This window comes from Rhodococcus sp. GB-02 (assembly GCF_053470465.1).
In genome coordinates this window covers 2259056-2283510 of sequence record NZ_JBPUKE010000001.1, presented here as the reverse complement: position 1 = coordinate 2283510, position 24455 = coordinate 2259056, and the positions used below count along the sequence as shown (strand labels likewise).

The 24455-nt window shown below is 62.6% G+C and carries 21 protein-coding genes; 7 read left to right on the top strand and 14 right to left on the bottom strand.

Annotated elements, in window-relative coordinates; translation table 11 throughout:
• Positions 1–37 precede the first annotated feature (37 nt).
• Positions 38–1471, bottom strand: coding sequence for an NAD(P)H-hydrate dehydratase (locus ACSW29_RS10775; RefSeq protein ID WP_448277193.1), 1434 nt, complete (start codon positions 1469–1471; stop codon positions 38–40).
• 38 nt (positions 1472–1509) lie between these two features.
• Here ACSW29_RS10775 and ACSW29_RS10770 point away from each other — a divergent pair, with 38 nt between their 5' ends.
• Positions 1510–1881 (top strand): plastocyanin/azurin family copper-binding protein, encoded by a 372-nt coding sequence (locus ACSW29_RS10770; protein WP_448277192.1) that lies wholly within the window; start codon positions 1510–1512, stop codon positions 1879–1881.
• A gap of 53 nt (positions 1882–1934) precedes the next feature.
• Here ACSW29_RS10770 and glmS read toward each other — a convergent pair whose 3' ends face one another.
• Entirely contained in the window at positions 1935–3797 is a 1863-nt protein-coding gene (gene glmS, locus ACSW29_RS10765) for a glutamine--fructose-6-phosphate transaminase (isomerizing) (protein WP_347872372.1), read from the bottom strand.
• Positions 3798–3909: 112 nt separating this feature from the next.
• On the opposite strand from glmS, the gene ACSW29_RS10760 reads away from it, so the two are divergent.
• Together ACSW29_RS10760 and ACSW29_RS10755 are read left to right on the top strand one after the other, a co-directional pair.
• Positions 3910–4749: a poly(ethylene terephthalate) hydrolase family protein gene (locus ACSW29_RS10760; RefSeq protein WP_230812270.1), complete on the top strand. Its 840-nt coding sequence runs from the start codon at positions 3910–3912 to the stop codon at positions 4747–4749.
• Between the two features lie 6 nt (positions 4750–4755).
• Positions 4756–4977: a hypothetical protein gene (locus ACSW29_RS10755; protein ID WP_317825267.1), complete on the top strand. Its 222-nt coding sequence runs from the start codon at positions 4756–4758 to the stop codon at positions 4975–4977.
• A 46-nt stretch (positions 4978–5023) separates the two neighbouring features.
• Here the strand turns inward: ACSW29_RS10755 and ACSW29_RS10750 are convergent, their stop codons facing one another.
• The 9 genes from ACSW29_RS10750 to eccCa form a co-directional block, all read right to left on the bottom strand.
• The gene (locus ACSW29_RS10750; protein ID WP_317825266.1) at positions 5024–6172 is read right to left on the bottom strand and encodes a hypothetical protein; all 1149 of its coding nucleotides are present in this window, start codon (positions 6170–6172) and stop codon (positions 5024–5026) included.
• Positions 6169–6474 (bottom strand): hypothetical protein, encoded by a 306-nt coding sequence (locus ACSW29_RS10745; RefSeq protein ID WP_230812267.1) that lies wholly within the window; start codon positions 6472–6474, stop codon positions 6169–6171. The genes ACSW29_RS10750 and ACSW29_RS10745 overlap by 4 nt, the downstream gene beginning before the upstream one ends.
• 110 nt (positions 6475–6584) lie before the next feature.
• Entirely contained in the window at positions 6585–7922 is a 1338-nt protein-coding gene (gene glmM, locus ACSW29_RS10740; RefSeq protein WP_448277191.1) for a phosphoglucosamine mutase, read from the bottom strand.
• A gap of 155 nt (positions 7923–8077) precedes the next feature.
• Positions 8078–8590, bottom strand: a complete 513-nt coding sequence (gene rpsI, locus ACSW29_RS10735; RefSeq protein ID WP_230812265.1) for a 30S ribosomal protein S9 — start codon at positions 8588–8590, stop codon at positions 8078–8080.
• Positions 8587–9030, bottom strand: a complete 444-nt coding sequence (rplM, locus tag ACSW29_RS10730; RefSeq protein WP_019747566.1) for a 50S ribosomal protein L13 — start codon at positions 9028–9030, stop codon at positions 8587–8589. Before rplM ends, rpsI begins: the two co-directional genes overlap by 4 nt.
• Before the next feature lie 297 nt (positions 9031–9327).
• Positions 9328–9621, bottom strand: coding sequence for a WXG100 family type VII secretion target (locus ACSW29_RS10725; RefSeq protein WP_317825264.1), 294 nt, complete (start codon positions 9619–9621; stop codon positions 9328–9330).
• A gap of 76 nt (positions 9622–9697) precedes the next feature.
• Positions 9698–10003 (bottom strand): WXG100 family type VII secretion target, encoded by a 306-nt coding sequence (locus tag ACSW29_RS10720; RefSeq protein ID WP_317825263.1) that lies wholly within the window; start codon positions 10001–10003, stop codon positions 9698–9700.
• A 184-nt stretch (positions 10004–10187) separates the two neighbouring features.
• Positions 10188–11690, bottom strand: coding sequence for a type VII secretion-associated protein (locus ACSW29_RS10715; RefSeq protein WP_448277190.1), 1503 nt, complete (start codon positions 11688–11690; stop codon positions 10188–10190).
• Entirely contained in the window at positions 11687–15691 is a 4005-nt protein-coding gene (eccCa, locus tag ACSW29_RS10710) for a type VII secretion protein EccCa (RefSeq protein WP_448277189.1), read from the bottom strand. Before eccCa ends, ACSW29_RS10715 begins: the two co-directional genes overlap by 4 nt.
• Before the next feature lie 233 nt (positions 15692–15924).
• Between eccCa and eccD the strand changes: the two genes are divergently transcribed.
• Positions 15925–17391, top strand: a complete 1467-nt coding sequence (gene eccD, locus ACSW29_RS10705; protein ID WP_448277188.1) for a type VII secretion integral membrane protein EccD — start codon at positions 15925–15927, stop codon at positions 17389–17391.
• Between the two features lie 14 nt (positions 17392–17405).
• Positions 17406–18818 carry a type VII secretion-associated serine protease mycosin gene (mycP, locus tag ACSW29_RS10700; RefSeq protein ID WP_448277187.1) on the top strand — a complete coding sequence of 471 codons (1413 nt, stop codon included), beginning with the start codon at positions 17406–17408 and terminating at the stop codon, positions 18816–18818.
• Positions 18819–18832: 14 nt separating this feature from the next.
• Here mycP and eccB read toward each other — a convergent pair whose 3' ends face one another.
• Positions 18833–20299, bottom strand: coding sequence for a type VII secretion protein EccB (eccB, locus tag ACSW29_RS10695; protein ID WP_448277186.1), 1467 nt, complete (start codon positions 20297–20299; stop codon positions 18833–18835).
• 96 nt (positions 20300–20395) lie between these two features.
• On the opposite strand from eccB, the gene eccE reads away from it, so the two are divergent.
• Positions 20396–22036, top strand: coding sequence for a type VII secretion protein EccE (gene eccE / locus ACSW29_RS10690; protein ID WP_448277185.1), 1641 nt, complete (start codon positions 20396–20398; stop codon positions 22034–22036).
• A 16-nt stretch (positions 22037–22052) separates the two neighbouring features.
• Here eccE and ACSW29_RS10685 read toward each other — a convergent pair whose 3' ends face one another.
• Together ACSW29_RS10685 and ACSW29_RS10680 are read right to left on the bottom strand one after the other, a co-directional pair.
• Entirely contained in the window at positions 22053–22610 is a 558-nt protein-coding gene (locus ACSW29_RS10685; RefSeq protein ID WP_347872363.1) for an NADPH-dependent FMN reductase, read from the bottom strand.
• A gap of 22 nt (positions 22611–22632) precedes the next feature.
• Positions 22633–23211: a TetR/AcrR family transcriptional regulator gene (locus ACSW29_RS10680; RefSeq protein ID WP_317825245.1), complete on the bottom strand. Its 579-nt coding sequence runs from the start codon at positions 23209–23211 to the stop codon at positions 22633–22635.
• Positions 23212–23268: 57 nt separating this feature from the next.
• Between ACSW29_RS10680 and ACSW29_RS10675 the strand changes: the two genes are divergently transcribed.
• The gene (locus ACSW29_RS10675; RefSeq protein WP_448277184.1) at positions 23269–24411 is read left to right on the top strand and encodes an acyl-CoA dehydrogenase family protein; all 1143 of its coding nucleotides are present in this window, start codon (positions 23269–23271) and stop codon (positions 24409–24411) included.
• Positions 24412–24455 lie beyond the last annotated feature (44 nt).

Genomic DNA, 24455 nt, shown 5'->3' with positions numbered 1-24455 from the left:
CACGCAGAATCGGACACGTGTTCGGGTTTGAACACCCTCAGTTCTGGGCAAAAGAGCGAAGCACACGCACCGACTCGCGCAGACCTCCCAGCAGGGGCGAAGCCGAAATCGGTGCTCCGGCGACATCGCTCTGATCGCCGGCAGCGGCGATGTTCGCAGCCAACGCGTGAGCCCGCGCCCCGACGGCCCCGGCTTCGAGAGGGCTCAGACCCGCCGCCAGCAACGCGCCGATCACACCGGAGAGGATGTCGCCCGAGCCTGCGGTCGACGCCCAGGAGCCGCCGGCGTCGTTGACCAGGACCTCACCGCCGGGATCCGAGATCACCGTCGTACGGCCCTTCAGCAGAACGGTGACTCCGAGGCGCTCGGCGAGAGCACGTGTGGACGCGATTCTGTCGTCGCCAAGGGGTGTGAATCGTGCGAACTCGCCGGCGTGGGGCGTCAACAATGTCGGCGCGGTGCGGGCTGCGACAAGTTCGGGACGCTGAGCGAGGAGGGTGAGTCCGTCCGCATCGACAACAACGGGTACATCAGTAGCCAGCACCGACGCCAGAAGCCGCGCGGCGTCGTCGTCGGTACCCATACCGGGGCCGACCACCCAGGCCTGAACCCGCCCCGCGGCGTGGAACGTCTCACTGGCAATCACTTCCGGGAACCGGGCGAGCACCTCGGCGGAGCCGTGCCCGGCGTAGCGGACCAGGCCGGAAGTGGCGGTCACCGCGGCGCCGGTACAGAGCACGCCCGCGCCGGGATACTGCTCACTTCCCGCAACGATGCCCACCACACCCTGCGAATACTTGTCGTCCCCCGGACCGGGCACCGGCCACAGCGCACCGACCTCCGCCGGATCGAGTGAACCGAACGCCGGTTCGTCGACGTTCAATCCGATGTCCACGAGTTCGACACGACCACACAGTGGAGCCGCGAGTACGTGTACGGGCTTGAGCGCGCCGAATGTGACCGTCACGTCAGCGGTCACCGACGGGCCGTCCACCGAGCCGGTGTTCGCGTCGACGCCGCTCGGAAGATCGACCGCCACGATCGGTGCATCCACGTGGCCGACGAGTTCAGCCGCGTCAGGTCGCAGACCGCCGTGCCCGGAAATCCCGACGATGCCGTCGATCACCAGATCCGGCGACCCGACATCGGCCGCGACTCGGCCACCGGCCTTCAAGAGAGCGTCGAGGCCCGCCCGATGAGCGCGCGCCGGATCGAGCAACACGGCCCGCACGCTCACACCTCGTTTGCGGAGCAGGGCACCCGCCCACAGGGCATCACCGCCGTTGTCGCCGGTACCGACCAGAAGCGTCACCGACCGATGCGCGACCGATCCTGTACGGGAACGTAATTCGTCCGCGACGACTCGCGCAAGGCCGTAGGCCGCTCGACGCATCAGCACCCCGTCTGGCAGCTTGTCGAGCAGCGGCGCCTCCGCTGCTCGCACCTGATCGGCTGTGTAGTACCCACGCATGTCGGAACCCTTCAGTTGCCGTCGCTACCCTCGGAACCATGAAATCACGTCTTCGCCCGGCAATCGCGGGACTCGTCCTCGCCCTCGGTCTGGTCGGGTGCAGTTCCAGCACAGACACCACACCATCTGCGGCCGAAACGACGGCGAGCGGACCCGTGGTGATCATCTCCGGGATGGCGTACTCGCCCGCGTCCCTCACCGTGAACGTCGGCGACACCGTCACGTGGGTATTCGACGACAACGGAATGGCCCACGACGTCAGCGGCCTCGGTGACGCCAAGGGCAAACTCCGCAGCCCACTCAAGAAATCGGGAACCTATACCTACACGTTCACCGAACCCGGAACGTACGACTACACCTGCACACCTCATCCCGAGATGCGCGGAACCGTCGTCGTTCAAGCGCAGTAACGCACCCGGGCCCCACAGTCTTTCGACTGCGGGGCCCGTTTTTTTAGCGAAAGCTATTCGACCGTAACCGATTTCGCCAGGTTACGCGGCTTGTCGACGTCGTATCCGCGTGCGGCTGCAACCTCGGCCGCAAAGATCTGCAACGGAACCGTGGACAGCAACGGCTGCAGCAGAGTCGGTGACGCCGGAATCTCGATCAGGTGATCCGCGTGCGCCGCTGCGACGGTGTCGCCTTCCTCCGCGATGACGATCGTCGTCGCACCGCGCGCTTTGATCTCCTGAATGTTGGACACCAACTTCGAGTGCAGGACAGCGCGACCCTGCGGCGACGGCATGACGATGATGACCGGCAGGCCCTCTTCGATCAAGGCGATCGGGCCGTGCTTGAGTTCACCGGCGGCAAAGCCCTCGGCGTGCATGTAGGCAAGCTCTTTGAGCTTGAGTGCACCCTCGAGCGCCACCGGGTAGCCGACGTGGCGACCAAGGAACAGCACGGTCGACGCGTGCGCGAACTGGCGCGCCAACGCGCGCACGGGTTCTGCCGTCTCGAGTACCTTGCTGACCAACGCGGGCATCGCTTCGAGGTCGGCGTACTCGCGGGCCACCTCGTCCGGGTACTTGGTGCCGCGCGCCTGCGCCAATGCCAAGCCGACTAGGTAATTCGCGGTCACCTGTGCCAGGAACGCCTTGGTGGACGCGACCGCGATTTCCGGTCCTGCCCGGGTGTAGAGGACGGCGTCGGCCTCACGCGGGATCTGCGCACCGTTGGTGTTGCAGATCGCGAGAACCCGCGCCTTCTGATCCTTGGCATGCTTGACAGCTTCGAGTGTGTCGGCCGTCTCCCCCGACTGCGAGATCGCGACAACAAGCGTCGAACGATCGAGAACCGGGTCGCGGTAACGGAATTCGCTGGCGAGTTCGACCTCGACAGGTAGACGCGTCCAATGCTCGATCGCGTACTTCGCCAACAGACCAGAATGGTAAGCACTACCGCAGGCGACGACAAACACCTTGTCGACGTCACGCAGTTCCTGATCGGACAACCGCTGCTCGTCGAGGACGATCTTCCCGTTTTCGAAGTGGCCGAGGAGCGTGTCGGCAACAGCAGTAGGCTGCTCTTCGATCTCCTTGAGCATGAAGTAATCGTGACCACCCTTTTCGGCGGCCGCGAGATCCCAGTCGATGCGGAACGGGCGCCCCTCTGCCTCGTTGCCCGCGAAGTCGGAGATCCGATAGCTGTCGGCGGTGATCACCACTGCCTGATCCTGTCCGAGTTCAACCGCATCGCGTGTGTGCTCGATGAAAGCAGCGACGTCGGAGCCGAGGAACATCTCGCCCTCACCGACACCGACGACGAGCGGCGTGGAACGGCGTGCGGCAACAATCGTGTCCGCGTGATCGGCGTGCGTGAAGACGAGTGTGAACGCGCCTTCCAACCGACGAACCACCGACAGCGCACTCTCGATGAAATCGCCTGCCGTCGACCCCTGGGCGTACGCCCGGGCTACGAGGTGAACCGCGACCTCGGAATCCGTGTCGCTCTGCAGTTCGACGCCTGCAGCCTCGAGCTCCGCACGCAGCGGGGCGAAATTCTCGATGATTCCGTTGTGAACAACAGCCAGCTTGCCCGAGGCATCACGATGCGGGTGTGCATTGCGATCCGTCGGACGCCCGTGCGTCGCCCACCGGGTATGGCCCATACCGGACGTACCGACGAAGTGATCCGCGCCGTACTCGCCGAGCTCCGCCTCGAGGTTGGCCAACTTACCGGCCTTACGCTCGATCTCGACCCCACCGGTTCCGTCGAGAATCGCAATTCCCGACGAGTCGTACCCGCGATACTCCATTCGCCGTAAAGCCTCCACCACAACGCCCAGAGCTGGGCGGTGGCCGACGTATCCCACGATTCCGCACATGGTGACTCAGGGTACTTGGACATCGGCAGTGGGCGCATTTTGCGGTTCCCGCACCTGGTTGCAGTGTCCGCTCCGCGTACACGAGGCGGCACATCGGATAACGTCTTCAACCGTGGCACCGAAACTGAAGACACTGACCCGTGAGCTGTCCAAGCGCGGCCCGCATCGAGTTCTCCGCGGCAACCTCGCCCTGGCCGGACAGCCGGGTGTCGTGTACACGCCGGAAACCGGTTTCAATCTCCCCGCCGTTGCCTTCGCGCACGGGTGGATGGTCGGGTCCCACAAGTACGAGCAGACACTCCAGCACCTCGCTTCCTGGGGAATTGTCGCAGCGGCGCCCGACAGCGAACGCGGTCCGGTCCCGTCACATCTCGGATTGGCTGCAGATCTTCGAGCGACGCTCGACATCTGCGTCGGCGTACGACTCGGCCCCGGCCAGATCAGCGTCCAACCCGATCGTGTCGCCTTTGCCGGTCACGGCATGGGCGCGGGCGCGGCGGTACTGGCCGCAGCGCAGCGCGGGGATGTCGGTGCGGTAGCCGCGCTGTTCCCGGCCCCGACAGCACCCAAAGCAGAGAACTACGCGTCGAAGATCACAGCGCCCGGATTGATCCTCGCAGGCGAGGACGACGTCGATTCCTTGACCAGCAATGCCCGCCCGCTGAGCGTGGAGTGGGGCGGTCCCGTCGTCGCACGCACCGTGAACGACGGCCAAGACGCCGGACTGATCGAAGGCCGACGACTCCTCGGCGCCCTGGGTCTCGGTGGATCCGAGCGCAAGACACAGTCCGCCACACGGTGCCTACTCACGGGTTTCCTGTTGTTCCATCTGACGGGCGACAAGAAGTACAAGGACTTCGCTGATCCCGACGTCGAGATTCCGCACACGGCGCCGTTGCTCCCGATCGAACCTCACTCCGACGCGCGGGCCAGCCAGCTGTTGCGTAAGTAGGGCTCCGTGCTCGCGTCCGACGGCGGGCTCGGCATCGTCGGCGGGCCCGGCTTCGTCGGCGGGCCCGGCTTCGTCGGCTCGGACGCGGATCGCAGATACGGGCCGGCTCTCACGATCCCATCCGTGTCGTTCTCGGCAGATGTCGTTTCGGACCGCCGCGACGGTGGCTCCTGGCGCGATTCCTCGCTCACCGCGGCCGCTCTGCGCTCACGGAAGTCGTCGAGTTGAGAATCGAGGGTTCGACGGATCCCTTCGAACGGTGCGTGGACGGACCTCACAGCGGACCGGCTCCGGCCAACTCCGCACCCGTCTCTCCTTCAGGGACCGCGATCGACTCGTCAGGGACTGTGACTGGCGGCTCCGGGCCCGGCGCGGGCGAGACTTCGGCGGTGGTTTCAACCGGCACCTCGGGCTGGGGAATTTCGGGTTGGGGGATATCGGGTTGGAGTGTCGCGGGCTGTGACTTTTCTTGCGGGTGTGTCTCCTGCATGACCGCCTCCTGAACGGCATCAAAAACTATTCTCGGCCAACCATTTTCGTCCAACTCCACGGTGACCGACGCAGAGTTCCCGTTGGCGCCGGCGACATCGAGACTTACCCCACGACCGTCGGGCGCAATCGAGAAGCCCCACGTGCTGCCGCCGATCGAGAAAGAGATCGGCGCAGCCGCGGCACCGGATTCGTTCGTCTCGGCGACCGGCAAGGTCGACGGGAACGCGTCTGTCACCCACTGAGTCGCGGCATCAAAAGCATTGCCTACCGCGCTCGCGCACTGCGCACACGCCCTGTCGAATTCGTCGCGAGCCTCCAGATACGCCGAACGAAAAACTGTGTCCAGCCAGGGCGCCGAGGCACGACCGTTGGAGGCGACGCGGGCCAGCTGATCGATCTCCCCCGCACCCAGACCGCCGATGGTCGCCCGGTCCAGGCAGGCCACCTTGAAAGCCTTGTCTGCCAGAGCCCTTCGAACAGTCTGTGCGAGTTCGTCGGCCAGCACGATCAACAATGGCGCCGAATCCGCATCGGACCGAGCTTCTTGCCTCGCCGCGAAGACCTGATCTACGAACGCGTCGACGCCAGAAACATTCCACACCGCAGGAAGATTCTCCGCCAGGACCGTCAGCATCGCGATCTCCGCAACCGAACCATCCACCGCCCCAGCCATGTCCGACACGTCTCGCGCCAGGGGCGCGAAATCGATGCCGGCCTCTGCGCGATACGAATCCTCGTAAGACGTGAGAACCCGTTCTTCGAATCCCAACCGAGTGGCCAGGTCGTGAAATCGGTCGAAAAACTGCAGCCCTCGAGCGCCAGCGTCCAGAATCTCGTCGGGACGCACGAGCGAATCACGCAGTGCAAGAATATCTTCGAAAGAGCAGTAACCGTTCTGTACTGGCTGGGCTGTACGGCTGTTCGCTATCACGAGGCTGACCCGCCAGAGTCCCGCAACCGCTGCGCACCCTCACGGTCCACCTCAGCGATCACCTGAGCCGAGGAGAAAAGTCGGTACCCCAGCGTATCGAGAAGGTCGGCACGCCCAGTCACGCGAGAATTCAGGACCGCCAATGCCGACGCCAACGCGGCTCCGTGCTCGACGTAGTCACGGCCCGAAACGGCACCGCCCCATCGCAAACGCCTGAGCGGTTCCGCAGAATCGCGCAGACCCTGAGCCACCGACACCGCGTGACGTGCCAATTCGTCTGTTCCAGCACGGTCGACGTCCACGAGCGCCCCCAAGTTTCAGCGGAACCACTCGCACGTCGAGCGGCCTTTGACTCCTTGGACGCAGCCGGGCGCAATTACGTTCCCTCGAAAGGCGAACGCGTGACGAAGAACTACACCGAACCGACGATCTCAGCCAACTCGTCGGCCAACTTCTGCGCGAGCGGAAGTTCGGTGGCCTCGACCATGACGCGGACCAGTTGCTCTGTCCCGGACGGGCGCAGGAGCACTCGACCACCGTCACCGAGAACGCGCTCAGCGTCCGCGACAGCTGCGAGCACCGACGGCGACGCTGCGACCGTCGCCTTGTCCCCGACCTTCACGTTGATCAGCACTTGCGGGAGGGTGGTCATCGTTGCGGCCAGCACGGATGCTGAATTACGCGTACGAGCCATGCGTCCGAGCAGCCGGAGGCCGGTGAGAATCCCATCGCCCGTGGTGCCGAACGCCGGCAACACGACATGGCCTGACTGTTCGCCGCCGAGGCTGTACCCGCCCGCGCGCAGTTCTTCCAAGACGTAGCGGTCACCTACGGCAGCCGTCACGATGTTGATACCGGCCTCGCGCATCGCAATGTGCAACCCGAGATTGCTCATGACGGTCGCGACGAGAGTGTCCTCGACCAACTCTCCGGCCTCCTTCATCGCGATCGCCAGAACCGCCATGATGGCGTCACCGTCCACCACCGCGCCGGTCTCGTCGACGGCCAAGCAGCGGTCGGCGTCGCCGTCGTGCGCGAGCCCTAGATCCGCTCCGTGTTCGACCACAGCTTTCTGGAGATTCTCCAGGTGTGTCGATCCGCAACCGTCGTTGATGTTGAGGCCGTCGGGATCGGCGCTGATCGCGATGACGCGAGCGCCCGCTGCGGCGTAGGCAACCGGTGCGAGCGCGGAAGCAGCGCCGTTGGCGCAGTCGACGACAACGGTGAGTCCGGCGAGTGGCTCGCTCACCGCACTCGCCAGATGCGCCAGGTACAACTGAGCGGCGTCGTCGACCGTACGGACTCGGCCGATCCCGGCACCTGTCGGAAGGACGGGCGGCGCGGTGCCGTCGAGTGCGTCCTCGATCGCTACCTCGACTGAGTCGTCCAGCTTGTGTCCGCCGGCTGCAAAGATCTTGATTCCGTTGTCCGGCATGGGATTATGCGATGCCGAAATCATGACACCGAGACTGGCGTCGAGCTTTGCCGTCAAGTATGCAACTGCGGGAGTCGGAAGAATACCCACGTCGAGCACGTCGACGCCCGCGGAACTCAGCCCGGCCGTCACCGCGGCTTGAAGCATCTCACCGCTGGCGCGGGGGTCGCGACCGATCACGGCGGTCGGACGTACATCCGAGGTGTCAGCTGTCAGTACGCTCGCTGCGGCAACTGCCAATCTCAACGCAAGATCTGCAGTCAGATCCGCATTGGCAAGTCCACGAACACCATCAGTACCGAACAACCGACCCATAGAACGACTCCTGAATCCTGAGAACCTCGAAAGTGGAACTTCGAGCATGGAATTTCTTCGAGAAACACAAGAGCGGGCGTCCGGTAACGATGGACGCCCGCTCTTGTGGTGAACAGGTGCCGAAGCAGACCCGTTGGGTCAACCTCGGCAAAGCATCAGCGCTTGGAGTACTGCGATGCCTTACGGGCCTTCTTCAGGCCGTACTTCTTACGCTCGACGGCGCGGGCGTCACGCGTCAGGAAGCCTGCACGCTTGAGAGCCGGACGATCATCAGGGGTTACCTCGATGAGTGCGCGTGCGATAGCCAGACGCAGAGCGCCTGCCTGACCGGACGGGCCGCCACCGTGCAGCAGTGCAATGATGTCGAAAGACTCGGGACGCTCGACGAGCACCAGCGGAGCCTTGATCAGCTGCTGGTGAACCTTGTTGGGGAAGTAATCCTCCAACGTGCGGCCGTTGAGCTTGAACTGACCGGTGCCGGGAGCCATCCGGACGCGAACGACAGCCTCCTTGCGGCGACCGACGGTCTGGACCGGGCGATCGAGGACGATCGGTGCGAGCGTAGCTGCAGCAACCTCTTCGACGACCTCGACTGCGTCAGCGGAAACAAGCTCTTCCACTGCTTCGATGTTCTCTTCGGACACGTTCTGCTCTTCCGGCGATGTCACTGTGCGACCTGCTTGATCTCGAACGGCACCGGCTGCTGCGCGGTGTGGGGGTGATTCGGGCCCGCGTAGACCTTGAGCTTGCTGCTCATTGCGCGGCCGAGCTTCGTCTTGGGGAGCATGCCGACAATGGCCTTCTCGACGAGACGATCGGGAGTCCTGTCGAGGACCTCACCGACAGTGCGGGACTTCAGGCCACCCGGGAATCCGGAGTGGTGGTAAACATTCTTGCCCTGGAGCTTGTTGCCGCTGATGGCAACCTTCTCTGCATTGATGATGACAACGAAGTCGCCACCGTCGATGTGCGGCGCGTAGGTGGGCTTGTGCTTGCCACGCAGCAAGTTCGCTGCCTGAACGGCAAGACGGCCGAGCACCACGTCAGTGGCGTCGATGACGTGCCACGAGTGGGTCACATCTCCGGCCTTCGGGGTGTACGTAGACACAGATCTTCCTCGTCTTAATTCATTCCACTGCTGACCATGTGCGTATCGCGTAAACGATCCTCGGCGGCCAGTTGAGACCCGAGAACCGCCGGTCTCCACGCATTTCTGCCGGAGCCCTACGGCACGCCACCGATAGACGATACCGGTCTACCCACCGCCAGGTCAAAGCGCGGCCAGGTCAAAGCGCGGCCATCCCTGCCTACAGCAAAGGTGTGAGCGATCGATATGCGGATCGATGTGCGACTGCCCCGGCAACCTGTCGGTACCGGGGCAGTCGGGTCATCGCGACCAATATCGTCAGCGGCCGAAGCCGTTCGCGGCGATCCGATCGGCTTCCTGCATCTTCTCGGAACCGCTTGCCGTCGCTCCGGCGATCTGCGCGAGAACCATGTTCAGTTCTTCGGAGGCCTGGGCCCAGCGGCGCTGTGCGTCGTTCCACGCTTCGGAACCTGCGCCTTCCCAGCCTGCTTGCAGCTTGTCCACGACAATCTTTATGTCGCCCTGCTTGTCGTTGATCGCCTTGGCCTGCTGTTTCATCTGGTCGGACAACATTGCGAGGCCGCCGAAGTCGTACTTGATCCTGTCGGACATAACTGCTCCCGGTTCGGTGTGACTGGAGAGAATTACTGGGTGAGAACTGCTTGATCGAACTGCGAAGACCCGACGGTCAGGACATGTTCACCGTCGCGCCGCGAAGCGAGCTGACGTTGTCGTCCTCGGTCGAGTCGAAGGTTCCAGCAGCCTGCTTGATCTGCTCGCAGATGTCGGTCAGAGCAGTGTCCAACTTCAGGGCCGCGCTGTTGTATCGCTCCATGATTCCTGCGTATTCGACCTGTGCCGCACCGTTCCACGAATTATGCGAAGCGTCGGCCTCCGACCGAACAGCGTTGACCAGTCCCCTGATGTCACCGAGATGTCCGTCGATGGTCCCCGCCGAATCGATCAATTCAGCGGTAGTTGCGTTAAAGCCCATGTCGTCCCCCTGGATTCGGTGAGTACCGTTCGGTATCGGCGATCACACACGACGGCTTGTCCGTCGGACGTGCACCGGGGTCGAGCGGAACTCCCTGATGTGCGCTACACATACTTTGACGCGACCTCAGTGCCAACGGTTCCGGCCCGACCGAAGAATGTTTTCAGCACCAACCGAACCGAGGTCACGGCGTGAATTCGAGTGACTGCCACATCCGCAGGCAGTCCGCTTCGAGACTGTCCCACTCGCCGAGAAGATACTGGCAGCCGATACTCACTTGCCATCCGTTGTCGACGTACACGTGCCAACGCACCTCGGAGAAATCGTCCGGAAACTCGACGTACACCACTGCCTGTTTTCCTGCACCATCGTCGAGCACGGAAAACTCTCCGAACCGCAAAGGGTCCTCGAACGTCGAAAACTGCTGACGCAAAGCAGCTTCGACGGAATCGAATCCCGCACCTTCGGCCAGGCGTTTCTCGATGACCACGATCTTGCGATCCTCGCCGGAGCCGGGTAACAAATCGGTACGCCCGCTCGAGGCCCCTCGCGGCACAAGTTTCCAATCGGAAGGCAGTTCTGCTGCAACGCTTCCCAGATCCACACGCACGAGTTCCGGCGTGGCACCGGCCTCGATCGACGGAATCGAATTCTTCGGGACAGGCTTTCCCTGCTCTTTCGACGCCTGCACGTTTTCAACATTGTCTTCCGCCGTAGCTGCGACCGACTCCGCCGACGGAGAATCGCCTCGATCGCGAGTGGACACCACGATCGTTGCCGAGACCGCAGCGGCGACGGCGCCCACTACAAGCGCCACAGCGAACCGTCGACGGCCTCCGAAGTGCCCATCGACACGACGCGGCAGCGGGGTATTCGAGTCCGCGTGAGGAACCGACATCGCAATGTCCGGAGCGTCTACCCACCCGGCACCAAAAGCCGAATTGTCGACGATTCGGCCGGAACTGTCCCGCACGGTCGTCTGGCGAACGAGCGTCTGAGCATCGACCAGAGACGAAGCCACACGGCTCTCGTCCAGAATTCGAATGCTCGCGTGACCGTGAACATTCGTCGACCCACGTTCGAGCGAAGCAGCAACCGCATGGGAGCGCGGCCCGACCAACACCACAGCGTCCCGAACCGACAAGTCTCCGATTGCGGAAAACAATCCCGCAACGTCTGCGATCTCCGAACTTTGTGCCCCGTCGATTCGTAGTTCACCGTCAACCTCACCGACTACGGAAGCGACGACCATTCCGCCGCGCAGTTCGAGGACGACACACCGCGATCGCCAGGCCGTATGCGCCGCCCTCGCCGCCGCGATCGACATCGGCACGAGGACAACGTCATGCGCTACTCGCCGTGCGGCATCCAGCAATCGCCGCCTGCGCGGGACGCCCCAATCCGAGGGATGACTGAGATAAAGAATGTCTGCGTCGACGATTCCGCACCCGTCCATCGCGCCGGAGATCAGCCTGGCCAACTCCAATACGGTCGGGACAATCCGACCGTCGACGTCGACATAATCGTCGTCGACGAAATCGATTGCATTGACAACGGTCATACCGGGCCCCGACGCCGGTTCGCGTCTGAGGTCTGCACTGCAAGAGAATTCGCGTTGACCCGATACGACCCAGATGTTGGATGCACCCCAATGTACCGAGACCGACACCGCGGACGGAACGGTCACAGCGGTGGCATCCACGGAACTTGGACAAGTTGGCTTTGCGAGCGAGAAACGTAGACCCCACGGCCTTCCGGCATTGCCGACGCGCGGACGGTGCCGACGAGATTTCCCTCGTCACGACTTCCGCTCATGATCAATCCGGCCGGTGCCATGTCGCGGATTCTCGCAATCACCGGTTCGTACAGAGCTCTGGCTGCACCACCGGAACGGCGGGCAATCACCAGATGCAAACCGATGTCCTTGGAATGTGGGATGTATTCGAGCAACGGCGCCACCGGGTTACCACTCGGTGTGGCCACAAGGTCGTAGTCGTCGATCAGTACGTAAATCTCCGGCCCACTCCACCACGACCGTTCCCGTAGTTGCTGCTGTGTCGTCTCAGCGTTCGGCATTCTGGCGGCAACGATCCGAGCCAGGTCGACCATCAACTCACCGAATGTCGTCGACGAAGCGGCGTACCCGCCGAGGTGATTCCCTTCGACCACACCCAGCAGGGAATGCCGATAGTCACCGATGATCAGCTTGGCCTGAGCCGGCGTATTCGACGCGATGATCCCTTCGGCTATTCCGCGCAAGAGAGATGTCTTCCCACACGCGGTGTCGCCGAATATCAAGAAGTGCGCGTGTTCCCGGAAGTCCATGTACACCGGCGCGAGGTCGGTCTCACCGAGCCCGATCGGTACGGTGAGGCACCGACCGTCGGCCGCACTCGGTGAGGGCCACCGGGTCCCGACAGCTTCGAGAAGTTCTGCCCGCGAGTACGAATCCGGAAGCATCCGCACGGTCGGCGCCGGACGCGAATTCGACATGGCTGCAATACGTTCGACGGTAGCTGCCACAGCCGCACTCGAGTTCTCACTACCTGGCGTGCCGTCGATTCGAGGTAGTCCGGTGAGAAGGTGAAGTCCGTCGCGAGTGATGCCACGCCCCGGTCGACGTTCCGGCACCAGGCTCGCTTTCTGGCGACCCGCATCCGAATCTCCCGGATCACCCAATCGAAGTTCGATACGAGTACCCAGTTGATCCTTGAGTGCCGGCCGGATCTCGGCCCACCTCGACGTCGTGACGATCACGTGCACACCGAAGGACAAACCTTGACCGGCGAGCATGTTTATCTGAGGCTCGAGTGATTCGAAATCCGAACGCACGCTGGGCCAACCGTCGACGACGAGGAAGACGTCACCGTATGGGTCCTCTCGGAGTCCTGCAGCCACTCCTTCTCCGGTGGGATCAACTGTCCGCAATCTACGGAAATCGGCCATGGATTCGATGCCGAGGTCGCGAAACAGTCTCTCGCGTTTGGCGACCACACCGAGTACCTCGGCAACTGTGCGCCGGACTCGGTCGGAATCCAATCGGTTTGCCACCGATCCGACGTGCGGCAGATCTTTCAATCCGAGGAGCGTTCCACCACCGAAGTCGAGGCAGTAGAACTGAATCTGTTCCGGCGTGTGCGTCATGCTCAGAGACAAGATCAACGTGCGCAACGCCGTCGATTTTCCCGACTGCGGGCCGCCGACGATCGCGAGGTTGCCAGTCGATCCGTTGAGGTCGGCGACGAGTAGATCGCGGCGCTGATCGAACGGTCTGTCGACTATGCCGAAGGGTGCGCTCAGATTTCCGCGCGGTTGATCACCGGCCACCCATCGCGGCAACAACTGGTCAAGCGTCGGAGATGCCTCGAGCGGCGGGAGCCACACCTCGTGCGCACGTGGACCGTGACCGCGCATGCGGTCGACGAGGACTCCCATGAGAGTACGTTCACCGTCACCGATTTCACCCATGTCGATGACGTCGGGATCGGCGGGAACGACAGCAGCCTCCGGGCCGATCACCGGCGTCGCGGTAAAGGGCAACGGCGCAAGTTCGACGGGAGAATCGACCGAAAATCGAGTGGACACTATCCGCTCGCCCTCGTACGGGCCTGACACGTATGAACCTTCGAAGCGGACGATCTCCGCCGAATCGGACTTCAGGTATCCCGCACCGGGTGTGCCCGGCAGGTGATAAGCATCGGGAACGCCGAGAACGGAACGAGACTCGTTTGCCGAGAACGTTTTCAAACCGATCCGATACGAAAGATGGCTGTCGAGACCGCGTAGCTTTCCTTCGTCGAGTCGCTGACTGGCCAACAGCAGGTGAATGTGAAGGGACCTACCCAATCGCCCTATCGCCACGAACAATTCGGCAAATTCCGGCTGTTGACTGAGCAGTTCGGAAAACTCGTCGACAACCACGAAGAGTGCAGGCAACGGATCGAGTGCAGCGCCGGCCAGCCTCGCCTTCTCGTAATCGGAGACGTTTGCGAAGTTTCCGGCCGCACGCAGCAATTCTTGTCGACGGTTCATTTCGCCGGCGAGAGCGTCCTTCATGCGATCGACCATCGCCAATTCTTCGGCGAGGTTGGTGATGATCGCAGCAACGTGTGGTGCCTCTTCGAGGCCGAGAAAGGTTGCACCACCTTTGAAGTCGATCAGGACGAGGTTCAGTGCGTTGGGTGAGTGCGTCGCGATCAGGCCGAGCACCAAGGTTCGCAGGAACTCCGACTTGCCAGAACCGGTGGCTCCGATACACAGCCCGTGCGGTCCCATACCGTTCTCGGCTGACTCCTTCAGATCCAGTTCAACGGGGCTTCCGTCTTGTCCGACCCCGATCGGCACGCGGAGTCGATCGCGCCCCTGACGTGGCAGCCAGCCATGCTCAGGATTGAACCTCGCAACGTTTCCGATCCCCAACATCTGACTCCAGCTCCGAAGGGACCGGTCGTCGTCAGCTACGTCGACGGTGTTCTGTGATGCCGCACGGAACGGTGCGATGCGACGTCCGAACGACTGCGCCAGGCTGGTCGACGCAGCGTCCGGCGTCGCAAAGTTCTCAACTCCTGCGCTGCTCACCGCGCCGATCTGATCGCTACCGACAACCAGTCGCAAACCGCGCGCCGCCGCCAGTCGCGGGCAGAACCCGCACAGGTCGAGGACGGTCACCGAGTCGAGCCCGGATTCGGACAACAGGCCGGTGTCACCTTCGAGCAACCCACCGTCTACGACCAACACGAGATGCGGAACACCCGCACTCGCCGGAGTGTTGCGAGCGAATCGAGCCCGCATCGAAAGCGGTTCCCCGAGGGAACTTTCGAACTCGAGATACGAACCGAACACCATGCGTGAAGCGCCCACGCCGTCCTGAGACTCCGGGTGTTGCACGTGTGGGAGCCACTTGACCCACTCCCACTCGGATTCGGTATCGGGTCCGCACACCACCGCAACTTGGACCGTGTCCGGACCATGGAAAGTGCACAGCTGCATCAACATCGAGCGGACAAGCGAACGAGCTGAATCTCGCTGCCCCTCGATGGACATCGCAGCAAATCCGCGAAGCGAGACGGCTGTCGGCAGATCCTTGACAACCGAATGCGCACGAACGAATCGCCGAAGCGAGACAGCAGCGACGGGTTCGAGATCCTCGACCGGACCGGTCTCCGGAGATACGAGTCTGGTGGCCAATCGCTGTGTACCCAGACCGACCCGAACGTGGCAGTAGTCCGAGTCGGTGATCTGACGCTCCCACATCCGCACTGTTCCGGCGAGTGTCCAGAGCAGCGCCGGCTCGGGATTGCTCCATTGAAGAGCAGCACGCTGCGCACCAGACGTCGCGGCAACATCGCTGCGCATCTGATCCAGGTACCGCAGGTAGTCCTTGCGGTCCTCGTTCGCTTCGGACGCCCGCGCTCCACCGCTACGACCGCCCCCGGCGAGCATCCCGAGCATCGACACCATCATCATGACCGGAAACAGGAGAGACATCGGATTGCGCGCCATGCCGGAAGAGAACATCAGCGCCACCATGCCGATCATGGCAACCACCATGATCACCGGAAGTAGTTTGGTCAGTAGGTTTCCCGGCGTGACGCGAGGAATCTCAGGTGGAGCCTGAAGTGTCACCTCGCCGCCCGGTGTACGCGGCGATTCACGGCGCGCTCGACGCGCAAATCTGACAGTGCTCAATTCACCCACCCCCATCGGTGCTGCAACTGTTGTCGCAATGCGCCTCGTCCGGCTACCGCCCGCCCCCCAAGGCGTGATCGCGCAATTGCAAAAGAGTAGATCACAACGCCGACACTTGGGTCGGTACCACCTGTTGTCGGAGCTGTCCCCGACACGGGCGCACTTCATGTCGTATTGTTCGGGTGAACTGGGGTGACGCGACAGGGGAATCGCGTCATGGGAGGGGATAGATCTTGACCAGCACCACTACAACCAGCGCCGCGAACACCCGAAACGGACGACGCGCGAGTCATTCTGCCGAGCTGTGCAGGCTGACGGTACTTTCAGCGCATTCGCAGGTGGATATTGCGGTGCCGCTTCGTGTTCCGCTCGCGGTGGTCATTCCGGGCATTGTGGACACAATTGTCAACCACAGCCATGTCAACGAGTTCGACCACAGCACCGAACAATTCGAGCCCGTCGACTGGACTCTGTCGAAAGTCGGCAGGGCACCGCTGTCACCGACGCTGTCGTTGCACGAGCACGGAATCCGTGATGGGGAATTGCTCGTACTCGATGCCGCGGACACGACGGCCTCGCCCCCACTCTTCGACGACATCATGTACACCGTCGCGGCCACGGACGCAGACATCTACCGACGCTGGACTCCGGTCACCGCGCGCATTGTCGGCTCGACCGCCGCCCTCATCGCTGCGCTCGTCGCGGCCCTCGCCCTGGTCCTCGGCGATACGGGACTGATCGGCGCCGTCTGCGGCGGAGTCACGTCCTTGGTGTTCACCGTCGCCGCCATCGTGACAGCGCGCGTGTACGGAGACACTGCAAGTTCCGTCACGCTCGGATGCGCGTCGGTGCCGCTGGCGTTCGTCTCCGGCGCACTCTGCGTGCCCGGCACCGTCCTTTCGGCTCATCTGCTTCTCGGTTCGGCATTTTCCGCCGCGGTAATTCTGATCTGCCTCCGCCTGTGCGGTGCCGGGCTAGCTGTTTTCACCGCATTTCTCGTCGTCCTTCTCGCGGCGGTGGGCACCTTTGCCGTCACGACGACGCTCCCCGAGGCGCGCACCGCGACCGTCAGCGGCGCGGTGATTGCCACCGCATTGATCGTTCTGACATTCACCGCTCGACTGTCGATGTTGTTCGCGCGACTACCGCTTCCCCCGGTTCCGACACCGAGTAATCCCCTCGACGACGACCGTGACGGACTGCCCGAGCCCGAACTACCCGGGCTGACCGAGTTGGCCGAAAGGGCAGGGCGGGCCCGTAGCTATCTGACCGGGCTGATCGTGGCCACGTCAGTGGTCGCGCTCACCGCTGCCGTCGCACTCGCATGGTCCTGGCCTGGTCAGGGAATCGTCTGGCCGAACCTTGCTCTCGCTTTCGCGACTTCCGTCGTGCTGATGTTTCGTGGGCGCACCTACACGGGCGCGCAGCAGGCGATCCCACTCATCACGGCCGGAATCTCGGTGATTCTCGTTCTCCTGGGCGACATGGCATGGGCGCATCGCGACTATGCCATGGTCATCTTCGCCATCACGATGATCGTTCTCCTCCTGGCACTGATTCTGGGAATCCTCGCCCCCCAGAACACATTCAGCCCCGTGATGCGACGAGCAGCAGAACTGTTGGACCTCGCTGCGATTGCGGCAATCGTTCCGCTGATCTGCTGGGTCAGCGGGCTCTTCGCGCTCATGCGTGGCCTCTGAGCGATCGGTGATCGATGGTGATTCGACGTGCAACAAACATCTGCGCCAGTCTCGTGATCGTTGCCTTCAGCGTTCTCGCCGGGGCGGGTGGCGCATCGAGCGCGGTTCCTTCCCCCGTCGATCCTGCAATGCTGCCGGAGGACGGTCCCCCCGCACCTCCACAACCCACCGAACAACGAACCCTGTGCATCCCAGCGGTGGCAGGTGGTGACGGTGCAGACATTCCACGTTCTCAACAAGATCTGGGATTCGATTCGGTGTGGCCGATCACCCGAGGGGCAGGACAGCGAATTGCTGTCATCGACACCGGCGTCAGCAGGCATCCCCGCCTACCGTCGCTCGAAGGCGGCGGTGACTACGTCGGGACCTCCGACGGCACCGACGATTGTGACTCACACGGAACAGTCGTGGCCGGTCTCATCGCCGCCGAGCAGGTCGAGGGTTCCGGATTCTCCGGAGCTGCGCCGGACGCACAGATCATCTCGATCAGGCAGTCCAGTGCCGCCTTCTCGGTGGCCGGCCAGCGCGAAGACCCTGCTGTAGCCGAGAACTCATCCGGGTACGGAAACGTCGACACCATGGCATCGGCCGTCCGTCACGCTGCGGACATGGGTGCGAGTGTCATCAATATCTCCGAAGTCGCCTGTAAGCCTGCCGGGGACGGGATCAACGACCAACGACTCGGCGCTGCAATCGAATACGCCACGATCGCGAAGAATGTCGTAGTCGTCGCCGCTGCAGGTAACGTCGGATCCGGAGGTTGCAAGAACCAGAATCCACCACCGGATCCCCTCAATCCCCTAGCCGATCCATGGAACTCGGTTGTGACGATTGCCAGTCCGGCTTGGTACGACGACTATGTCCTCACAGTGGGATCGGTAGACCCCAATGGCGCCGCCAGTTCCTTCAGCCTCGGCGGTCCATGGGTCGACGTGGCGGCGCCCGGCACCGGAATCACCTCACTTCACCCGACGTTACCCGGTCTGACCAACGGGGTTTACGGTTCCGACGGCGCCGTACAGTCGTTCAACGGGACCAGTTTCGCTGCGCCCTATGTCGCGGCAACCGCCGCACTGGTGAGGTCGGTTCACCCGGAACTGACTCCACTTGAGGTCATACAACGTATCGAAGCCACCGCCCACGCCCCGGCGCAGGGTTGGAATCCCTACATCGGTCACGGCGTCATCGATCCGCTCGCCGCGGTCACGGGCGAATTGGTCCCAGGAGAACGTGTCAGGGTCAACCATCAGTCGGTACCGATCGATCCCCTACCCACGACACCGGCCCCCGACAACCGATCTCGCGACGCGGCACTCGTCGGAGCCGGAACCGTCGGCACTCTCGCCTTACTGGCGCTGTTGGCGTCGATGCCCATTCGTCGAGTAATTCGTCGGCGACTTCCCGAAGGACGGGACGTCGATCTCTGAACTGTGAGACGCGTTCAGTTCACCGGAGCGGCCGGCGCTGAATCGGGGGCGACTCCGTCGTGAGCTATCAGAGCATTGCTCTTCTCGAGCGCAGGACCTGATGCAAGTAGATCGAGTATCTGCCAAGGCGCACGATCAGGCGTTCGCGTCAATCCGAGGGCGCGAGCAGAAGTTTCGTCCGGTACTCCATATTTCACACCGGTATCGGCGACGTAGAATACTCCGTCGTGTCTGGTGCTGTTCGTCTCGATTCCGGTCGCTTGAACAAACCCGCCGAAGCCCTGTTCGACATGGGCGCTGTCGAGATTGTCACCCGATCCGTCCGCCTGCGCCAAGGACACCAACTTGCTACCCTCCGGGATCGGAACCTGCAATCCAGCGATGAGTTTCAACATTGCAGAATTACTTTCGCCGCCCTCGACGGCAGGTGAGGGACCCCATTCCAGACAGCCGACAGGTGCGTCGTGATCGTCGAGTACCTCTGGAGCCACCAGCGGCAACGAGTCGACGGCCAGCTCACTCACCGAGGGGATACGACTGATGGCATCAGGGGTGACGCTTGTGATCCCGGTAGCGCCCTGCGAATCCGAGAAGTAGATCAGTTGGGCAACTGCCGCGCCGACCTTCTGGATACCGTTCTCGAGTACCACGTAGTACTGCTGGTCCGCACCCACAGAAACCTGGACGACGGAGCCGACAGTCTTGTTCTGCAGAGGAAACCGGGGCGCTGATCCCAGTCCGGGAATGCGCGGAGCCTCGACGCGCGGAACTTCGGGAATCGAATTGAGGAATCCGGTACTGATCGGGCGCACCTGTGCCCCTTCCAGTCCCAAAGCCCGCATGATCGCCGGATCGCCCACATCGATTGCCGCTCGCTTCCCGTCGTACACGAGAAAGTGATCGGAACCCGACTTCACCAGAAATCCACGGTCATTCGTCAGATATGTGGTGTTTTCACCAACATTGGACGAGCCGACCAAGACCGAAGTCGTCAACGATCTTCTCCCGTCGGATCCGACGGAATCGCATACCGTCCACAAGGCGTTGGTCGGGTCGGCCGATTCCGGCAGGGCGGACGGTGCGCCGGGAATGCCGACGAGCGCGCCCCGGGGTTTCGCCTCGACCTCGGATGCCTTGACCATTGCCGGTTTTCCTGGCGAACCCAGAATCAATCGAGCGGAAGCCAAGTTCAGCACAGGGCGAAAAGTGCCCTGCATGGCGACGAACATTGCGCCCGATTCTTTTGCGACCACAATGTCGGCGTCACCGATCTTGTCCTGTGGCCGAAAGAGGGCGAGTACTGCGCAACCCGCCAATCCCAGTGCGGCGAGGACTATTCCGACGGTGAAGGCGCGCGACTGTGATCGCATCGGATCATGAAGCATCCGTACGTCTCGTCTTACCAGCGCATGTTCCATCCGCCTGACCAGGAAACGGTATCCGTTGACCTGCGAGCGCGTGGTAGGTGTTGCAGCCATCATTCCCCCCGTGCCTTACATCCCCTTGCGAAGACACAGTACAGTTTCGCTGGGGCGGAAATTTCGGGTAGTAGGCAGGTCAGGTATCGGGGAGGAACCGTGGACCAATCGCGGTTGAAGCATTGGCCGTCGTCGCACAGGATTTCGGCGCGCGAATTCGTGTCGGCACAGATTCTGGGAATCGGTGCGGGCGGAATCGCGATGGTCAGTGGGCTGGATTGGCTCTGGGCGCTGGCAATTGGCTGTGTGGTTGCCGGATCAATGCTGCTCCATGTGGGCGGTTGGTCGGTAATGTCCTGGATTGCCAGGTACTTTCGCTATCTTCGCCACAAGACCGTGGACGGCGGAACGATCGTCAGTTTTCACACCCCCTCCGAGCAGTCGATCGGACTGCGGGTGGACGGATCTTCACTCGTCGCTGTCGTCGAGATCGCTCCCCCACGCGACTACCTGACCAGGATCGGGCGTCATTCGTTCGACGCGTCCCACCTCCTGCCCACGGCTGCGCTCGTGGATTGTCTTCATCAGCACGACATCTCGCTCACCGGCATCGACATCGTCAGTCACGGATATCGCGCCGCATCCGGAACTCCGGCTACCGAAGTCTACGAACGACTCATCGGACCGCTACCAGCCACCGCCACCAGAAGTGTGTGGCTTGCACTACGTTTCGACGCTCTCGAGGGTTCTGCAGCAGTCGAGCGCCGCGGCGGGGGCGAACAGGGCGCGGGACGCGCGATCGCTGTTGCCGCCAATCGTGTCATCCGGGTTCTCGATACAGCGGGATGCAAGGCGCGGATCCTGACCGCACCGGAAATTGCCTCGTCCACTGCCCAGGTGACAAGAGGAGTGGCCAGCGACGAGGTCACCGAAACATGGCGAAGTACTCCGTTGCCCGGCGTGTCCAACGTGGGATACGGGATTGAACCCCGCTTCATCACCACCTCGACCCTGACTCGAATATGGGCAGTGGCAACGGTCGGGACATCCGTGACAATTCGGTTGCGCCCCAACGGCGAACGCGGAGAGGCGAAGGTCAGCGCGACATGCCGCTTCACCACGCGCAATCCGCCTGAGAACGCACCGCTGGCCGGTTTGGTCTCGTTACGTGGGCGCCAACGCGACGGATTGCTGACCAACTTGCCGACCGCACTGACTGCGCTGGACCCGATCACGCCACACATCCGCATGGACGCGGGCACACTCGACTCACTCGCTCTACCTCTTGCCGGGTGCGGCCAGCTCATCGGCTCCGACCGAAACGGGCACGGTGTCACAGCCAGAATTTCGGGTCCCGGCGTCAACACCGTCTTTGTCGCCGGCGAACTCTATCTGGCTCAGCAATTGATCTTCAGAGCCATCGCTACCGGTGCACGAGTACTTATCCACACCGATCGACCGGAAGCCTGGACCGCCCTCACCGACTCCATGGGAGTGCCCGACCGACTCCGCGTGTCCGGTCAGGGCGGTGGACCTGAGGGCGCCTTCAACACTGTCGTGTTCGACGGAGTCGAGGGGCTACCTCCACGTGCGGGCGTGACCGCGATCTACGTATACGGACATCCCCGCCAATGGCCTCGGATCGACCCTGAAATCTCGATAGTTCAGCCATTCGCACTCGGTGACAAGATCACGGTCGAAACCGGCCGCACTCGCGTCGAACTGACCCTGGTGACCATTGCTTCCGAGACCTCGTTCATCGGTCGTCCACGAGCCGGCGACGCTCACCAGATGGCGTGATCGCGTAGGTTCCCGATCAGCCGGGGTATGGGTCACTCGCACGCTGCGTATGCAATCCGCTCCCCCACCAATGCAATTCACGAATCATCTTCTCGGTCGCATCGATCACAATTGGATCGATGCCGTACGGCTCGTGTCCGAATTGCTTACGTACCCGGTGAATGGTCACGCTTTGACGCACCGAGACCATGTGCAGCTCCGCCACTACTTGCCTCAGCTGTTCGACGGCCCGAACACCTCCCGAAATCCCGCCGTAGGACACGAAGCCGATCGGCTTGGCCCGCCACTCGTGCTTCACGGAATCGAATGCGGTCTTGAGGGCAGCCGGATACCCGTGGTTGTACTCGGAGGTCACGGCAACAACAGCGTCGGCCCGATCGATTCGCTTGCGGAAAACCTCCGTGGCAGGTGAATCCGAGAAATCCTGGGGCAACGACAGCTCTCTGAGGTCGATCACCGACACGTTCCACGACGGGTTCGTGGTTGTGCGCTCGACAAACCAATCCGCCACTGCTCGTCCTATTCGCCCTTCGCGGACCGAACCTACGATGACTTCGACGTTCAAAGGTGCCATGAACATCGATGCTAGCGACCTCTCACGCAGTGATCCCGTCCGTGATGAGTGCGGCCAATTCCCGATACGCGCTGGCATCGTCCAATCCCGTTGCCCGATAGACCGCGCGTTGCTGGATCCGAACCATCGTCGCCGCGGCCGCGTCGGCAACAAATGCCGCGTGCACCTGCCGGAATGCGCCCGAATCCACCCCCTCGACGATCAGTGCTCTCACACGATCCGCGGCGATCGACGTGTTCTTTTCGTAAACCTGGTTCGCCGACACCGATTCAGACAGGTCTTCCATGAATTGACGGGAGGCCGCGGACAACTGATCACCGACTGCTTCGAGATAGACCGCGACTCTACGAGTCGGTGTCGCCTCTGCAGCCACGGCACTCTCCACCGCATCGGTCGCTGCACGGAAGAAGTGAACCGTCACCGCCCGCACCAGGTCCTCCTTGCCGGCCGCGACTGTGTACAAGGTGCTCTTGGAGCAGTGCAGACGAGCTGCGATCTCGTCGAGCGTGAGGTGGGCGAAACCCTCGCTCAGGAACAGTTCGACCAACTGATCGAACAGTTCCGCCCTGCGCGCAGTCGTCTTGCGAACCAGCCTTGCCATACGTAAAACAGTACTGCAGTATCGTTCTCAGTACTACTGCCTAGCTAGGAGCCGACCGTGCCCGTCGAACGCCTGATGCCCAGCCAAGAAGCTCGCGATCTCATCGAACTGACGCGTGATGTCGCGGACAAGGTACTCGCGCCCAAGGTCAACGAATACGAGAAGGCCGAGAAGTATCCCGACGGAGTGTTCCCTGCACTCGGACAGGCAGGCCTACTGAGCCTTCCGTATCCCGAGGAGTTCGGTGGCGGCGATCAGCCGTACGAGGTCTACCTCCAAGTCCTCGAAGAGATCGCCTCGCGCTGGGCCGCGGTTGCGGTGGCAGTAAGCGTCCACAGCCTGTCATGCTTCCCGCTGTTCACCTTCGGCACCGACGAACAGAAGAACCGCTGGCTTCCGGACATGCTGGGCGGCAACACCATCGGCGCATACAGCCTCTCCGAAGCGCAGGCCGGATCCGACGCCGCCGCGTTGTCGTGCAAGGCGACGCCCACCGAAGGTGGTTACCGCGTCAATGGCTCGAAAGCCTGGATCACCAACGGCGGCAAGGCGGACTTCTACAACCTCTTCGCCCGCACCAGTGACGACGGCTCACGCGGCGTCTCCTGCCTCCTGGTGGACAAGGACACCGAGGGCCTCAGCTTCGGTAAACCCGAAGAGAAGATGGGGCTACGCGCGGTCCCCACTGCCTCCGCGAACTACGACGATGCCTTCATTCCTGACGAGCGATTGATCGGCCAGCGCGGTCAGGGGCTCCCGATCGCTTTCAGTGCGCTCGACTCCGGTCGACTCGGAATCGCTGCTGTTGCCGTCGGAATCGCTCACGGCGCGCTCGACGACGCGGTCGCTTACGCGAAGGAGCGCAAGGCATTCGGCAAGCGGATCATCGATCACCAGGGACTCGGATTCGTGCTCGCAGACATGGCTGCCGCAGTTGACTCCGCTCGTGCCACCTACCTCGATGCTGCCCGCCGCCGCGACGCCGGAGTGCCGTATTCGCGCAATGCCAGCGTCGCAAAGCTTGTTGCCACCGACGCGGCAATGAAGGTCACCACCGACGCCGTTCAGGTATTCGGTGGGTACGGATACACCCAGGACTTCCCCGTCGAGCGCTACATGCGCGAGGCCAAGATCACGCAGATCTTCGAGGGCACCAACCAGATTCAGCGACTGGTCATCGCGCGCCAACTGGCGGGATAGCCGCCCGATACGAATGCCCTCCCACACAGAGTGGGAGGGCATTT

Coding starts and splice junctions, on each gene's coding strand:
- ACSW29_RS10775 (WP_448277193.1), bottom strand. CDS start 1,471: ATGCGTGGGTACTACACAGCCGATCAGGTGCGAGCAGCGGAGGCGCCG.
- ACSW29_RS10770 (WP_448277192.1), top strand. CDS start 1,510: ATGAAATCACGTCTTCGCCCGGCAATCGCGGGACTCGTCCTCGCCCTC.
- glmS (WP_347872372.1), bottom strand. CDS start 3,797: ATGTGCGGAATCGTGGGATACGTCGGCCACCGCCCAGCTCTGGGCGTT.
- glmM (WP_448277191.1), bottom strand. CDS start 7,922: ATGGGTCGGTTGTTCGGTACTGATGGTGTTCGTGGACTTGCCAATGCG.
- ACSW29_RS10725 (WP_317825264.1), bottom strand. CDS start 9,621: ATGTCCGACAGGATCAAGTACGACTTCGGCGGCCTCGCAATGTTGTCC.
- ACSW29_RS10720 (WP_317825263.1), bottom strand. CDS start 10,003: ATGGGCTTTAACGCAACTACCGCTGAATTGATCGATTCGGCGGGGACC.
- mycP (WP_448277187.1), top strand. CDS start 17,406: ATGGTGATTCGACGTGCAACAAACATCTGCGCCAGTCTCGTGATCGTT.
- eccB (WP_448277186.1), bottom strand. CDS start 20,299: ATGATGGCTGCAACACCTACCACGCGCTCGCAGGTCAACGGATACCGT.
- ACSW29_RS10685 (WP_347872363.1), bottom strand. CDS start 22,610: ATGGCACCTTTGAACGTCGAAGTCATCGTAGGTTCGGTCCGCGAAGGG.
- ACSW29_RS10680 (WP_317825245.1), bottom strand. CDS start 23,211: ATGGCAAGGCTGGTTCGCAAGACGACTGCGCGCAGGGCGGAACTGTTC.